At 65.5% G+C, this 15,162-nt stretch carries 14 protein-coding genes; 2 read left to right on the forward strand and 12 right to left on the reverse strand.

The annotated features are described in order from the left end of the window. Positions 1-27: 27 nt before the first annotated feature. From ACR64R_RS03370 to ACR64R_RS03425, 12 genes are all read right to left on the reverse strand, one after another. Positions 28-783 (reverse strand): SDR family NAD(P)-dependent oxidoreductase, encoded by a 756-nt coding sequence (locus ACR64R_RS03370; protein WP_487360278.1) that lies wholly within the window; start codon positions 781-783, stop codon positions 28-30. 21 nt (positions 784-804) lie between these two features. Then, positions 805-2,286: an amidophosphoribosyltransferase gene (purF, locus tag ACR64R_RS03375; RefSeq protein WP_487360279.1), complete on the reverse strand. Its 1,482-nt coding sequence runs from the start codon at positions 2,284-2,286 to the stop codon at positions 805-807. A gap of 114 nt (positions 2,287-2,400) precedes the next feature. Continuing rightward, the gene (locus ACR64R_RS03380; RefSeq protein ID WP_487360280.1) at positions 2,401-3,090 is read right to left on the reverse strand and encodes a CvpA family protein; all 690 of its coding nucleotides are present in this window, start codon (positions 3,088-3,090) and stop codon (positions 2,401-2,403) included. 42 nt (positions 3,091-3,132) lie between these two features. Beyond that, positions 3,133-4,536: a DNA repair protein RadA gene (radA, locus tag ACR64R_RS03385; RefSeq protein WP_487360281.1), complete on the reverse strand. Its 1,404-nt coding sequence runs from the start codon at positions 4,534-4,536 to the stop codon at positions 3,133-3,135. 65 nt (positions 4,537-4,601) lie between these two features. Beyond that, on the reverse strand, positions 4,602-6,092 hold the full coding sequence (locus ACR64R_RS03390) for a replicative DNA helicase (protein WP_487360282.1): 1,491 nt from the start codon (positions 6,090-6,092) through the stop codon (positions 4,602-4,604). A 290-nt stretch (positions 6,093-6,382) separates the two neighbouring features. After that, complete coding sequence (locus ACR64R_RS03395) at positions 6,383-7,348, reverse strand: small ribosomal subunit Rsm22 family protein (protein WP_487360283.1); 966 nt, start codon at positions 7,346-7,348, stop codon at positions 6,383-6,385. Between the two features lie 71 nt (positions 7,349-7,419). Then, positions 7,420-7,740 (reverse strand): YnfA family protein, encoded by a 321-nt coding sequence (locus ACR64R_RS03400; protein ID WP_487360284.1) that lies wholly within the window; start codon positions 7,738-7,740, stop codon positions 7,420-7,422. A gap of 67 nt (positions 7,741-7,807) precedes the next feature. Then, positions 7,808-9,100 (reverse strand): cyclopropane fatty acid synthase, encoded by a 1,293-nt coding sequence (locus ACR64R_RS03405; RefSeq protein WP_487360285.1) that lies wholly within the window; start codon positions 9,098-9,100, stop codon positions 7,808-7,810. A gap of 238 nt (positions 9,101-9,338) precedes the next feature. Beyond that, complete coding sequence (rplI, locus tag ACR64R_RS03410; RefSeq protein WP_487360286.1) at positions 9,339-9,923, reverse strand: 50S ribosomal protein L9; 585 nt, start codon at positions 9,921-9,923, stop codon at positions 9,339-9,341. 217 nt (positions 9,924-10,140) lie between these two features. Then, positions 10,141-10,389 (reverse strand): 30S ribosomal protein S18, encoded by a 249-nt coding sequence (rpsR, locus tag ACR64R_RS03415; RefSeq protein WP_006203718.1) that lies wholly within the window; start codon positions 10,387-10,389, stop codon positions 10,141-10,143. Then, positions 10,389-10,883, reverse strand: coding sequence for a 30S ribosomal protein S6 (gene rpsF / locus ACR64R_RS03420; RefSeq protein ID WP_487360287.1), 495 nt, complete (start codon positions 10,881-10,883; stop codon positions 10,389-10,391). Before rpsF ends, rpsR begins: the two co-directional genes overlap by 1 nt. A gap of 275 nt (positions 10,884-11,158) precedes the next feature. After that, positions 11,159-13,087 carry an LTA synthase family protein gene (locus ACR64R_RS03425; RefSeq protein WP_487360288.1) on the reverse strand — a complete coding sequence of 643 codons (1,929 nt, stop codon included), beginning with the start codon at positions 13,085-13,087 and terminating at the stop codon, positions 11,159-11,161. Between the two features lie 274 nt (positions 13,088-13,361). Here ACR64R_RS03425 and fabD point away from each other — a divergent pair, with 274 nt between their 5' ends. Beyond that, positions 13,362-14,303, forward strand: coding sequence for an ACP S-malonyltransferase (gene fabD / locus ACR64R_RS03430; RefSeq protein WP_487360289.1), 942 nt, complete (start codon positions 13,362-13,364; stop codon positions 14,301-14,303). 59 nt (positions 14,304-14,362) lie between these two features. Next, positions 14,363-15,100, forward strand: coding sequence for a 3-oxoacyl-[acyl-carrier-protein] reductase (gene fabG / locus ACR64R_RS03435; RefSeq protein ID WP_487360290.1), 738 nt, complete (start codon positions 14,363-14,365; stop codon positions 15,098-15,100). The last annotated feature ends 62 nt before the right edge of the window (positions 15,101-15,162 follow it).

Below are 15,162 nucleotides of genomic sequence, written 5' to 3' on the forward strand. Positions count from 1 at the left end.
CCGCGTCGCGCTCAGTTTTGTTCGAGACTATTCCGGCTGCCGGTAGGCGACGAAGCGGTTGTGCTTGGCCTGGAAGATCAGGCCCGTCTCCTTCAACTCCGGACTGGCCAGAGGCACGATGCGCTTGGCGATCTCGGACGGATGCGGCAGCGTCTCCGGGTCTTCACCGGGCATGGCCTGGGCACGCAACGCCGTGCGGGTCGCGCCCGGATCGGCGGCGTTGACCCTTAGCGCCAGGCTTTCGGTCTCATGCGCCCAGGAGCGCATCATCGTCTCGACCGCCGCCTTGGAAGCCGCGTAGGGCCCCCAGAAGGCGCGCGCCGAATGCGCCACGTTGGACGACATGATGATGGCCCGGCCGGCATCGGAGAGCCTCAGCAGCGGGTCGACCGAACGGATCAGCCGCCAGGTCGAGGTGACGTTGATGGTCATCACCTTCTCGAATGTCTTGGCCTCGACATGGCCGATCGGCGAGATCACGCCGAGCACGCTTGCATTGGCAACCAGGATATCGAGCTTGCCCCAGCGCTCATGGATCGCGCCGCCGAGCCTGTCGATGCCCGCCATGTCGGTGAGGTCTAGCGGCACCAGCGTCGCCTGGCCGCGCCCGGTCCTGGCGGCTTCGGCCTTGATCTGGTCGTCCAGCTCTTCCAGTCCGCCGACCGTGCGCGCCACCGCGATCACATGCGCGCCGGCCGCCGCCAACTCCCTGGCGATGAAATAGCCGATGCCGCGCGAGGCGCCGGTAACGACCGCCACGCGGCCGGAAAGGTCGAGGGTCATGCCGAAGCTTCCGTGAAGTGCCTAAGACCCGTTCGACGCCAGCAGCGACAGCGTGCGCACATTGTCGTGGCCTTCGAAGTCGAGCAGGCGGGTTGGGTACTGTCCGGTGAAGCAGGCGTCGCAGAATTGCGGCTGGTCGTTGTCGCGCCTCGCCTCGCCGACGGCGCGGTAAAGCCCGTCGATCGACAGGAAGCCCAGCGAATCCACACGGATGAATTCCGCCATCTCCTCGACCGACATGCGCGATGCCAGCAGCTTCGACTTCTCCGGGGTGTCGACGCCGTAGAAGCACGACGCGCTGGTCGGCGGCGAGGCGATGCGCATATGCACTTCCCTCGCGCCGGCGTCGCGCACCATCTGCACGATCTTCTGGCTGGTGGTGCCGCGCACGATCGAATCGTCGACCAGCACCACGCGCTTGCCCTCGATCATGCGGCGGTTGGCGTTGTGCTTGAGCTTCACGCCCATGTGGCGGATCGAATCGCCCGGCTGGATGAAGGTGCGCCCGACATAGTGGTTGCGGATGATGCCGAGTTCGAAGGGGATGCCGGCGGCCTGGGAAAAGCCGATGGCGGCCGGCGTGCCGGAATCCGGCACGGGCACGACGATGTCGGCCTCGACCGGGTTCTCCTGCGCCAGCTCGGCGCCAATCCGCTTGCGCACCTCATAGACGTTGCGGCCTTCGACAGAGGAATCCGGCCGCGCGAAATAGACATATTCGAAGACGCAGAAGCGGGTCTTCTGCGGCTCGAACGGGAAGAGGCTCTCGATGCCCTTGGAGGTGACGACCACCATCTCGCCAGGCTTGATGTCGCGCACGAAGCGGGCGCCGATGATGTCGAGCGCGCAGGTCTCGGAAGCGAGGATCCAGGCGCCGTCGAGGTCGCCCAGCACCAGCGGCCGGATGCCCAGCGGGTCGCGGCAGCCGATCATCTTCTTGGCAGTCATCGCCACCAGCGAGAAGGCGCCTTCGACCTGGCGCACCGCGTCGATGAAGCGCGAGTTCAAATCGCGCTCCTTGCTGGTCGCGACAAGGTGCAGCAGCGTCTCGGTGTCGGACGTCGAGGAGAAGATCGAGCCCTGCTTCTGCAGCGCGCGCTGCACGGTGAGCGCGTTGGTGAGGTTGCCGTTGTGGGCGACGGCGAGGCCGCCTTCGGCGAGCTCGGCGAAGAAGGGCTGGATGTTGCGCAGGCCGGCGCCGCCGGTCGTGGCGTAGCGCGTATGACCGATGGCGCGATTGCCCTGCAGGCTGTCGATGACACGCTGCTTGGTGAAGGTGTCGCCGATCAGGCCGACATGGCGTTCGACATGGAATTGGGTGCCGTCATAGGAGACGATGCCGGCGGCTTCCTGGCCGCGATGCTGCAAGGCATGCAGGCCGAGCGTGACGATGGCCGCCGCGTCCTGCCGGCCGAAAATGCCGAACACGCCGCATTCGTCGTGGAAATGGTCGTCGGCCTCGGCGGAAAGGACACTGCCTGCATCTGCCGTTGAGTTTGCCATCTGGTGCTCAAGCTCCGCTAAAGCCGCCATATAGGGCGATCGCTCGCCGAACGCAACGCACCTTGTCAGGCATTGGCAAATTGCCTCAGGCCAGCACCATGGCTGGCCCGGATTTCAGTTTGCCGGCGCTGGGGCGGGAGCCGGAGCAGGCGCCGGGGTGGGCGCCGGAGCCGGCTCGTTGTCGGCAGGCGCCTCGCCCTCGCTGTCGTCGGGTGCCGTCGCGTTGTTGTCGTCGCCCGCCGGCGGCTCGGCCGCGGGCTGGTCGGTGGTGGCCGGCGCCCCGGCCTGCGGGGTGCCCTTATGCGTGTATTTGTTGACCAGTTCCTCGGTGTTTTCCGGCAGCACGCTTTCCAGCTTGGCGCCGATCGTCTCGAGCAAGGGCCGCGACTTGGCGTTCGCGATCCAGGCAGGCGCCTTGGCGCCGGCCAGCCAGTTGAAGAACAGCAGCGCCACCGCTACCACCAGGACGCCGCGCGCGGCGCCGTAGAGGAAACCGAGCGTACGGTCGAGCGCGCCGATGCGCGAATCGATGATCCAGTCGGCCAGCTTCATGGTGATGACGGAAACAACGATCAGCGCGATGAGGAAAACCACGCCCGCGGAAGCCGCCATCGCGATCTTGTCGTTCTCGATATAGGGCTGAACATAGGGCAGGACCGGCTTGTAGAAGAAGAATGCCGCCGCCGCCGCTGCTGCCCAGGAAACCACCGACAGGACTTCGCGGGAGAAGCCGCGCACCATCGCGAGCATCGCCGAGACCAGTGTGAAGCCAACGAGGATTCCGTCAAGCAGCGTAATCGGCATGGTTCTCGCCCCACTTCCTGTCTTACGGCCCGACGAGCCGTGTCACTCCTCGTCGTCGGCGCGGCCGCGCCGTGAGCCGGCTATGCGCGCCACAAGGTCGGCAAGCTCGGTGGGCTGGAAAGCGCCGGCCCCGATCCCTCCGGCAAGTTCCTCGCTGCCGAGCGGCAGCACCGCGCTTCCAAAACCCAGCTTTTCGGCTTCCTTGAGGCGCTGCTGCGCATGCGCGACCGGCCTCACGGCACCCGATAGGCTGATTTCGCCGAAATAGACGCAATCGGCGGGAAGGGCAATACCGGTGAGCGACGAAACCAGCGCCGCCGCGACCGCGAGATCTGCCGCGGGTTCCGAGATCCGGTAACCGCCAGCGACGTTGAGATAGACGTCTTGCTGGCCGAAGCGCACGCCGCAATGGGCTTCGAGCACAGCGAGCACCATGGAAAGCCGCGCGCCGTCCCAGCCGACGACGGCGCGGCGCGGCGTGCCGAGCGAGGAGGGCGCGACGAGCGCCTGGATCTCGACCAGGACCGGCCTTGTGCCTTCCATGCCCGCGAAAACCGCGGCGCCCGGCGACTTGGCGTGGCGTTCGCCGAGGAAAAGCTCGGATGGATTGGAGACCTCGCGCAGGCCCTTGTCCGACATTTCGAACACGCCGATCTCGTCGGTCGGCCCGAAGCGGTTCTTCACCGTGCGCAGGATGCGGAAGTGGTGATTGCCTTCGCCTTCGAAGTAGAGCACGCCGTCGACCATGTGCTCGACCACGCGCGGGCCCGCGATCTGGCCCTCCTTGGTGACATGGCCGACGAGCACGATCGCGGCGCCTGTGGATTTCGCGTAGCGGATCATCGCCTGTGCGGCTGCGCGCACCTGGGTGACGGTGCCCGGCGCCGAATCGGCAAGGTCGGTCCAGAGCGTCTGGATGGAATCGAGGATGACGAGGTCCGGCCGCTTGCCGTCGGCGATGGTCGCCAGAATGTCCTCGACATTGGTCTCGGCGGCAAGCTCGACCGGTGTGTTCGCGACGCCGAGCCGCTGCGCCCGCAACCTGATCTGCGCGACGGCCTCTTCGCCCGAGACATAGACGATGCGATGGCCCTTCGAGGCGAGCGCGGCCGCGGCCTGTGTCAGCAGCGTCGACTTGCCGATGCCGGGATCGCCGCCGACCAGAAGTGCGGACCCGCGCACGAAACCACCGCCGGTGGCGCGGTCGAGTTCCCCGATTCCGGAAACGATGCGCGGCGCGTCCTCGATGTCGCCGGCGAGACTGGTGAGCACAACGGCGCGGCCCTTGCGGGCGTTGCGCGTATTCGCCGGCCCCGAGCCGATGCCGCCTGACGTGCCTTCCTCGACCAGCGTGTTCCACTCGCCGCACGCATCGCATTTGCCGGCCCAGCGCTGGTGCACCGAGCCGCAATTCTGGCAGATGAACTGAACACGCGATTTCGCCATCAGGCGCGGCCCGACACTGGATAGGCTGGCGGGACAGCGTGAGAGAACGAGGCCTTTGCCAAGAGCTACTCGAATCTCTCAGGCAGATGGTGCTCTTCCGCCAGGTCCGAGAACCGCGTGAATTCGCCGTGGAAGGCGAGGCTGACGGAGCCGGTCGGTCCGTGACGTTGCTTGGCCACGATCACCTCGGCCTTGCCGCGCGCCTCGTTCATTTCGTTTTCCCACTTGACGTATTCCTCGGTGCCGAGCTTCGGCTCGCGGTTCTTGAGGTAATACTCCTCGCGATAGACGAACAGCACCACGTCGGCGTCCTGCTCGATCGAGCCGGATTCGCGCAGGTCCGAGAGCTGCGGGCGCTTGTCGTCGCGGCTTTCCACCTGGCGCGACAGCTGCGACAGCGCGATGATCGGCACGCCGAGCTCCTTGGCCAGCGCTTTCAGGCCCGTGGTGATCTCGGTGATTTCCTGCACGCGGTTCTGCGAGGCGCGCGCGCTCGATCCCTGCATCAGCTGGATATAGTCGATGACGATGAGGTCGAGGCCGCGTTGGCGCTTCAGGCGCCGCGCCCGGGCGGAGAGCTGCGCGATCGAGATGCCGCCGGTCTGGTCGATGAACAGCGGAATCTTCTGCATCGTCTGCGAGCAGGCGACCAGCTTCTCGAAATCCATCTCGGTGATCTCGCCGCGGCGGATCTTCGACGACGAGATCTCGGTCTGCTCGGAGATGATGCGGGTGGCGAGCTGCTCCGACGACATTTCCAGCGAGAAGAACCCGACGACGCCGCCATTGGCGGCCTTGAAGCTGCCGTCGGCCTGCTGCGCAGGGACGTAAGCCTCGGCGATGTTGAAGGCGATGTTTGTGGCCAAGGAGGTCTTGCCCATGCCTGGGCGTCCGGCGAGCACGATCAGGTCGGAAGGCTGCAGGCCGCCCATGCGGCGGTCGAGGTCGCGCAAGCCGGTCGCGATGCCTGACAGGTGGCCGTCGCGCATATAGGCGGCATTGGCCATGTCGACGGCGGTCTTCACGGCGTCGTTGAAGCTCTCGAAGCCGCCGTCATAACGCCCGGTTTCCGCCAGCTCGAACAGCCGCCGCTCGGCGTCCTCGATCTGGTCGGAGGGCGACATGTCCACCGGCGCGTCATAGGCGATGTTGACCATGTCCTCGCCGACGGTGATCAGCGCGCGGCGCGTCGCCAGGTCGTATATGGCGCGGCCATAGTCGGTCGCATTGACGATGGTGACGGCTTCGACGGCAAGCCGCACGACATATTGCGCCACTGTCATGTCGCCGACCTTTTCGTCGGCCGGCAGGAAGGTCTTCAGCGTGATCGGAGTCGCGATCTTGCCCATGCGGATGAGCTCGGCCGCGACCTCGAAGATGCGGCGGTGCAGCGGCTCGTAGAAATGCCCCGGCTTGAGGAAATCAGAAACGCGGTAGAAGGCGTCGTTGTTGACGAGGATGGCGCCGAGCAGCGCCTGCTCGGCCTCGATGTTGTTCGGAGCCTCGCGATAAAGCGGCGTTTCCGCCACGCCGAATTTCAGTGCCGCCTCTGCCATGATGTCCCCGATCTCGATCCCGCTTCCTCGATACCAGAACGGTGAGATTCGATGCTGACCTTTCTGCAACAGTACGTGTCGCCGAGGGCGTGATTCCCGTTGTTCACAGGATTCGCAAAGCCATCCACAGGACAGTATTCCGGTGGCCCGATTCCAGTTGACTCGGCAAGGGGTGATTCTTACGCGCGGGTTCGGAACGAAGCAAGAACAATTTTAGCGGCTGATTGCGCCTGGGCCGCTCGCGACCGGCGTGCTACCGCGGCTTCTCCCCATGTCATGAAGCCCACAGGTCAATCCAGTGTGTCGCCCCAATCGGCGCGCCGCGCCACCTTGAAGACATCCCCGTCGCGCTTGCTGAACAGGCGATCGCCGGCGCTGCCGTCCGGCCGGCAGAGTTTCAGCACCACCTTGCCGGAGCCGCCTTTCGGCGGCGCGATCACCCGCTCCCCGCGTGCCGGCGCGGGCTGCCTGGAAGCCGCGAGATACATGAACTTCTCGTCTTCCCACGGCACCTCGGCTTCCTTGACCAGGCGATGCAGGCGCGAACGGGCGACGCGGCGCGCAAAATGGCACCAGTCGGGCGGCGTGAGAGGGCAGGGCGCCTCGTGCGGGCAGGGCGCCAGGACATGCGCTCCAGCTCCGATCAATTGTTGCCGGGCGGCAAGGATGCGCTGCCAGCCGGCGGGCGTGCCGGGCTCGACGAGGAGCAGCGTGTCGGCCGTGAGTCGCCAGAGGCGGTCGATGAGCTTCGCCAGTGAGGCGGGCGCGATCTCGTCCAGGACATAGGCGGCGCTGACCAGGTCGGCGCGCTCGATGCCGTCGAGGTCGACGGTTGCGTCGCCGGCGATCCAGTCGGCGCGGGCCGCGAGTGCCCCTTCAGCAAGGGACTGCCCGGCCTTGCGCACCGCGGCGCTCGCCTCGACCAGAACCGCCCGTTCGAGCTTGGGCCATGCGTCGGTCGTGGCCCAGAGCATGGTGCCAGGTCCGGCGCCGATGTCGAGCAGGCTTGCCGGTTGGAAGTCGGGGCGGGCCTCGCTCAGCGCTTCGAGGTTTGCACGTATGGCGGCATAGGTGGCGGGCAGCCGCGTCGCCAGATAGGCCTTGACCGCCACGTCCTCGCCCATATGCAGGCGACCGTCGCGCAGCTCGGCGCGGTAGCGCTCGGAGAGCGTCTTGGCGGCCTGCTTCAGCGTCGGCAGGGGCACCTTCTCCAGGAGGATGTCGACGCCTTGCCGCAACCGGGCGGGAAGCTCCATCGCTCAGGCCCCCTTGGAAACGCAATGATCAGACATCATGTCGTCCGCAAGCAGATCCACGCTCTCCGGCATCATGCCCTCGGCGCAAGCAGGATGACGGAAGCGCCGACGATGCAGAGCGCCGCGCCGGCCAGATCCCAGCGGTCGGGGCGAACGCCTTCGACCAGCCAAAGCCCGGCGAGCGAGGCGGCGATATAGATGCCTCCATAGGTGGCGTACGCTCGGCCCGCCGCGTCCGTGTCGACCAGCGACAGCAGGAAGGCGAACAGCGCCAGCGAGACAAGACCGGGGAGTAGCCACAGCGGCGACTTCTCAAGCCGCCACCAGGCCCAGAACGAGAAGCAGCCGGCGATCTCGGCAAGCGCTGCGGCGATGTAGATGAGATAGGTCATTAAAAAGGTCTCGCGAACGAGACCTTTTTCGTAGCGTCAGGCCGCAATGGCAAGCGGCAATGCGTCTCTACTCCACCGCCTTGCGGCGGCGGGTCGGCTTGGGCGCGGAGGCGGGCGCCGCCGGCTCCCGGTGGCCTCCGTCGCGCAGCTCCAGCGCCTTCTCGCATTTGGCCATGTAGTCGCGCGTCATCGGCAGCGTGTCGTTCTTCTTGGCGATCTGGAACTGGAAGATCACCAGGTCCTGCCAGCGGAAGGCGGCCTCCGAAGCGGCGAGGTAGAACTCCCACATCCGGCAGAAGCGCTCGTCATAGATCGCTTTCGCCTTGTCGCGGTTGGCAGCGAAGCGTTGGCCCCAATGCTTGAGCGTGTCGGCGTAGTGCAGCCGCAGGATTTCGATGTCGGTGACGACGAGGCCGGATTTTTCGATCGCCGGCATCACCTCCGAAAGAGCCGGGATGTAGCCGCCCGGGAAGATGTATTTGCGGATGAAGGCGCTGGTCGCCCACGGCACGCCGGAACGACCGATCGTGTGGAGCAGCATCACGCCGTCCGGCTTGAGCAGTGTCGCCGCCTTGTCGAAGAATGTGCGGAAATGGTTGAGGCCGACATGCTCGAACATGCCGACCGAGACGATGCGGTCGAAGCGCTCGTTGAGCGCCCGGTAGTCCTTGAGATCGAAATGCACGCGGTCCTGCAACCCCTGCGCATGCGCGCGGTCGGTTGCGACGCCATGCTGCTCGGTCGACAGCGTGACGCCCTGCACGTCGACGTCGAAGGCCTTGGCGAGATAGAGGCCCAACCCGCCCCAGCCGGAGCCGATGTCGAGCACCGTCTGGCCGGCCTTGAGCCGCAGCTTGGCGGCGATGTGCCGCTTCTTGGCAAGCTGCGCTTCGTCCAGCGTCATGTCAGGCTGCTCGAAATAGGCGCAGGAATACTGCATGTCGTCGTCGAGGAAGAGCTTGTAGAGCTCGCCTGACAGGTCGTAGTGGCGCTGAACGTTGCGGCGCGAGCGCGAGGCGGTGTTGATCTGCTGCAGGCGCCGGAAGGCATGGCGCAGCCCCTCGATCGCCTTCGACCAGGTCACGTCGATGCCGCTCGCGCCCATGTTCTGGAACGCGATGCGCATCAGCCCCAGAACGCCGCCCTCGAGCACGTCGAGCTCGCCGTCCATGTAGGCTTCGGGCACCGCCAGCATCGGATCGAAGGTGATGGCGCGCTCGGCATGCGTTGTCTTGATATGGATATGCACCGGCTCGCCGCCGCCGTCGCCGAACTTGTGCGTCGTGCCCTTCGGCCCGGTCACCTTGAGGTCGCCGACCCGCACCAGGCGTTCGAGAACGTGTTTCAACAGGATGTTCATGACCAAATGTCCCCTCAGTCGGATCACCCGGTAATCGGACTGGAATGCCAGATCGAAGATGCCACGGCGCGACGCCCGCGTCCAATCGACGCGCCACGCTGTAATGTGCACAAGATATGGGGTGTCGGAAAGTTCCGTTTGGCACAAAAAAGCCCGGGTCTGAGACCCGGGCGTTGGTCCAGAATCCTGGACGTATAAGAGCTGAAGTGGTGCTTCGGGAGCCTGCTGGGCCCTTGGATCAGGCGCTCTCTTCGCCGTCTTCGAACTCGGCGTTCGGGTCGAAGAAGTTGTCCGGCCGGGCGTTGTCGTTGATGTCGTCGCCATAGATGGCTTCAGCGGTGGTCAGCGTCTCGCCCTTGGCCTGGCGCTCCGCCTCTTCGGCCGAACGGGCGACGTTGAGCGTCACCGTGACCTCGACTTCCGGGTGCAGCGCGATCACCACATTGGACAGGCCGATGGTCTTGATCGGCTGGTTGAGCTCGATCTGGTTCCGGTTGACGGTGAAGCCTTCGGCGATGATCAGCTCGGCGATGTCGCGGGTCGACACCGAGCCGTAGAGCTGGCCGGTCTCGCCGGCCGAGCGCACCACGATGAAGCTCTTGCCGTCGAGCTTCTCGGCGACCTGCGTGGCTTCCGACTTGCGCTCGAGGTTACGGGCTTCGAGCTGGGCGCGCTGGCCTTCGAACTTCTTCTTGTTGGCTTCGTTGGCGCGCAGCGCCTTGCCCTGCGGCAGCAGGAAATTGCGGGCGAACCCGTCCTTGACCTTCACGGTCTCGCCCATCTGGCCGAGGCGGGAAATACGCTCGAGGAGAATGACTTCCATGGTTTCGTTCCTTTCGTCTGCGCGTCGATCGACGATCGATGCTGAATTGGAACAGGTCAGGAAGCTTGGCGCGGTGCTGCCGCCTTGTCGCTGTCCTGCCTGTCTGGGCAGTTAGAGGCAATTGGCCTCAACTCGGGATTTGACTTCAGACCGTCGCGGCGCCCGTCGCCGTGAGGGGAGGCGGGCGGCGAACCGCCCGCTTGAACTTCATCGGGCCTCAGCGGACGACGTAGGGCAGCAGGCCGAGGAAGCGGGCGCGCTTGATCGCCTTGGCGAGTTCGCGCTGCTTCTTCTGGCTGACGGCGGTGATGCGCGAGGGCACGATCTTGCCGCGCTCGGAGATGTAGCGCTGCAAGAGGCGCACGTCCTTGTAGTCGATCTTCGGAGCGTTGGCGCCCGAGAACGGGCAGGTCTTGCGGCGGCGATGGAAAGGACGCCGGGTCGGGATCTGATTGATGTCGACCATTATTCTGCACCCCCTTCAAAGCCTTCGCGCGGACGGCGCGGGCCACGATCGCCGCCTTCGCGGTCGCCGAACGAACGCGGACCACGGTCGCCGCGGTCGCGGTCGCCGAAGGAACGCGGGCCGCGATCGCCACGATCGCGGTCGCCGAAGCTGCCGCGCTCGGAGCGCTCTTCGCGCTTCTGCATCATCGCCGAGGCGCCTTCCTCATGCGCGTCGACCTTGACGGTGAGGAAGCGAAGGACGTCTTCCGACAGGCCCATCTGGCGCTCCATTTCGTTGAGCGCGGCCGGCGGGCAGGTGATGTCCATCAGCGTGTAGTAAGCCTTCCGGTTCTTCTTGACCCGGTAGGTGAGAGACTTCAGTCCCCAGTTCTCGATCCGGCCGACGGAGCCGCCATTCGCGGTGATGACGCCCTTGTACTGTTCGACAAGCGCGTCAACCTGCTGCTGCGACAGGTCCTGCCGGGCAAGAAACACATGTTCGTAAAGAGCCATTATGTCTTTCTGCCTTTCTTCGTTTCTCTGGACCGGCCCTCGCGGCTAAGCCTCTGCAACTTGTCTGACCCGAAAGCACGGGGAAGAAAGGAGCATCGCGAGACGGTCGAGAGCGGAGACACGGGAGGCTGGAAGCGCTTCTGGCTTCGTGTCGTGGCGCCTTTGACGGCCACGGCCCTCCGTTCAGCCCCCAGCAAGGACCGGCAGATTGCGTGCGTCTATACAGCAATTTCGAGGGAAGGCAAGGCCGGAAGACACCGCCTCCTCGCAAGAGCCTAGCTCGTGTGCGCGACGAGCTTGTCCACCGTTTCGGGGAAGAAGTCCGGCGCCGAGCGCCGCTTGCCGAACATCATGTCGTACTGGATCAGCCGGAAATCGTTGATCTTCGGATCGATCTGCTTCTGCCGCGACCAATCCGGCGTCGCGTCGCCCGAAGGCGACAGGAGCAGGTTGCGGTCGACAACGCGGTAGTGTTCGCGCAGCGCGCCGAGGAAGCCTGTGTAATACGGGTGGGTGATGCCCGCCTTGGTCAGGATATGGTAGGGCAGAAAGGCCGGGCTCACCGCGCCGAGATTCTCCACCGGGCCGGAGCGGTTCGACCAGATGACCAAAGGCGTGTTGTGGTGCTCGAGCGCGGCGTCGGCGCTAGGCTCCTTGCGCGGCGCGACATTGTCCTTGAGGAAGCCAGTCTCGACATAGACCGGTCCGAGCGGCGGCAGGTGGTCGCCGAAGAAGGCGACGATGGTCGGCCGCTGGCGGGCCTTCGCCCAGTCGATCAGCCGCTGCAGGCCGCGGTCGGCGTCGGCCGAGCCCTCGGCATAGGAAAGCAGCGATTCCCGCGCCCAGGAACTGATCGGCGCGTCGACCGAATGCGTCGGATTATAGTAGCGGTAGGGCTCGTAGGGTCCATGGTTCTGCAGGCTGACGGCGAACAGGAACACCGGGTCGTCGCTGGCGTCGGCCTCGCGGATGATCTCGTCGGTCATCGCCGCGTCGGAAGCCAGCGGCCCGCGCTTTTCCATCGGCGGCAGCGTTTCCTCGGACCGGAAGTCGCTGAAGCCGAAATCGGCATAGACGGCGCCGCGGTTCCAGAACCAGTTGGTGCCGGGATGGATGGCGCGCGCCCGGTACCCCTCGCTCTTCAGGAAGGTCGCCAGCGACGGAGTGGGGGAGCGCACATATTGCTGGTAGGGAATGGAGCCGGCCGGCAGGAAGGCGTTGGAAAAGCCGGTCAGCGCCTCGAACTCGATATTGGCGGTCATGCCGCCGAATTCGGGCGAGAACATCGAGCCGGAGCGCAAGGCGCGCACCGTCGGGATCGGGTCGGGCTTTATCGTCACCCCCGGCAATCGAGTCGGATCCCAGAAGGATTCGCTCATCACCACCACGATGTCCGGCTTCTCGTCGGGCACCGAAGCGGCGACGTCGGGACGCTGGATCGCGTCCATCGTCTTGTCCGTATAGCCGGGCGGCGCCGAGACATGTGCCATCGGCACATTCATCGCGAAGGCCAGGGCGAAGCCGTTGGAGGCGTAGTTTTCCTTCTGGTCCCACATGATCGGGATGATCTGCAGCCGGTCGCGCGTCCACGAGAAGGTGGCGTAGTCCATGATCGAGACGAAGAAGGCGAGCAACGGCACGGCAAGCGCCAGCCGCGCCAGCCGGCCCTTGCGGCTGAGGATCGGCACCCGCCGGCGCCAGGTCCGCCACCCATGGACCAGCAGCGCCAGGCCGCCGACGATGCCTACAGCCAGCATGACGGCTGTCCATGGGCGCTCGCGCACCAGAAGCGGCAACAGCGCCACGATCTGGCGGGCAAACAGGAAGTCCGTCGGATAGAGCGGATCGCCGAGATAATGCGATTTCTGGTGACCGACGAAGGCGAGCGCCAGCGTCAGCGGCGCCACGATCATCAGGCTCTGGTGACTGCGCCCGAGCACCGCGTCGAGCCCGACCAGCATCAAGGCGAAGACAATGATGGTTGTCCAGCCCGGCTTGAACGGCTGCAAGAAGAAATCGACCGTGCCGAACAAATCGCCGCGCACGATCCATTCGATCGAGAATACCAGAAGAGCGGAGACGAGAAGCGTGGTCAGGCCGTAGCGTATAGTCGGCCAGGCGCGTCCCGGCAGGTAGCCGGTGGACGGGTCGTCTTCTAAAAACTGCGGCACGCGCTTAGCCGCGCGGTTCCTGATCCTTGCCACGTTACATCCCCCGGCCCACGCGACACGCCTTCCACGCCCGTCACGCTTCTGTCATCGAACTGTCACGCGAAGCTAGCGCCTGTGGCGGAAATAAGAAGAGCCAGCAAACTAAACGTGAGCGGTTTTCATCAGGTGTGATCGCCAAAAAGCCTTTTGGAACAGGGAGGCAGCCGGTTTTTCCAGCTGAAATGAGGATCGTGGGGGCGCCCGCGGGCTTGACTTGGCCGTCCGCCTTGCGCCAGAGGCAGACAAAACCAGCGCTGGAGAGACCAAAATGGCCGTCGCATTCACCTTTCCGGGGCAAGGCAGCCAGGCCGTCGGCATGGGCAAGGACCTTGCCGATGCCTTCCCGGAAGCGCGCCGCGTCTTCGAGGAAGTCGATGCCGCGCTCGGCGAAAAACTGTCGAAACTCATCTGGGAAGGGCCGGAAGAGACGCTGACGCTGACCGCCAACGCCCAGCCGGCGCTGATGGCGGTGTCGCTGGCGGCCATGCGGGCGCTGGAGGCGCGCGGTTTTTCTCTGACGGACAAGGTAGCCTATGTGGCGGGTCATTCGCTGGGCGAATATTCCGCGCTTGCCGCGGCGGGCTTCGTTTCTGTCGGCGACGCGGCGCGGCTGCTCAGGACCCGCGGTAACGCCATGCAGGCGGCGGTCCCCGCGGGCGAGGGCGCCATGGCGGCGATCATCGGACTGGAGCAGGCCGATGTCGAAGCGGCCTGCGCGGAAGCGTCCAGCGGCTCCGTCTGCCAGGTCGCCAACGACAATGGCGGCGGCCAGCTGGTGATTTCGGGCGCCAAGGCTGCGGTCGAGCTGGCGGCGAAGCTCTGCACCGAAAAAGGCGCCAAGCGGGCGCTGATGCTGCAGGTTTCCGCCCCCTTCCATTCGGCGCTGATGGCGCCGGCGGCCGACATCATGCGCGAGGCGCTGGCGGGTGTTGCGAAATCCTCGCCGGCAGTGCCGGTCGTCTCCAACGTGACGGTGACGCCGACCAGCGATCCGGATGAAATCGCCCGCCGCCTGGTCCAGCAGGTGACCGGCCGCGTGCGCTGGCGCGAGACGGTGGAATGGTTCGGCGCCAACGGCGTCGCGACGCTCTACGAGGTCGGCGCCGGCAAGGTGCTGTCGGGTCTGGCGCGCCGCATCAACCGCGACATCGCCACCGGCGCCATCGGCACGGCGGCGGAAGTCGAGGCTGCGCTGGCCGCGCTCGCCTGACAGGCTGGCGATTTGACCGCACCTGTGCCAAGGGTGCGCCCTTAGATCAGGAGACAACAATGTTCGAACTGACCGGCCGTAAGGCGCTCGTCACCGGAGCATCGGGAGGCATCGGCGAAGCGATCGCCAGGGTGCTGCATAGCCAGGGCGCGATCGTCGGCCTGCACGGCACCCGGGTTGAGAAGCTGGAGGCTTTGGCGGGCGAATTGGGCGAGCGCGTAAAACTGTTTCCGGCCGACCTGACGAACCGCGACGCGGTCAAGGCGCTGGGACAGAAGGCGGAAGCCGATCTCGAGGGCGTCGATATCCTGGTCAACAATGCCGGCATCACCAAGGACGGCCTGTTCGTGCGCATGTCGGACGCCGACTGGGACAGTGTGATCGAGGTGAACCTGACCGCCGTGTTCAGGCTGACCCGCGAGCTGACCCATCCGATGATGCGCCGCCGCCACGGCCGCATCATCAACATTACCTCGGTGGTCGGCGTCACCGGCAATCCCGGCCAGACCAATTACTGCGCCTCCAAGGCCGGCATGATCGGCTTTTCCAAATCGCTGGCGCAGGAGATCGCAACCCGCAACATCACCGTCAATTGCGTCGCCCCGGGCTTCATCGAATCGGCCATGACCGACAAGCTCAACGACAAGCAGAAAGAGACGATCATGGCCGCGATCCCGACAAGGCGCATGGGCACCAGCGCCGAGGTTGCCTCGGCTGTCGCCTATCTCGCTTCCAACGAGGCGGCTTACGTCACCGGCCAGACCATTCATGTGAATGGCGGCATGGCGATGATCTGACGGGGACGATGATTGGAAGGGGCGTCAGACGGCTGTGAAAACAGCCATTTCGGCTTGGACGC

It is taken from the genome of Mesorhizobium sp. MC2-1-1, assembly GCF_057597255.1.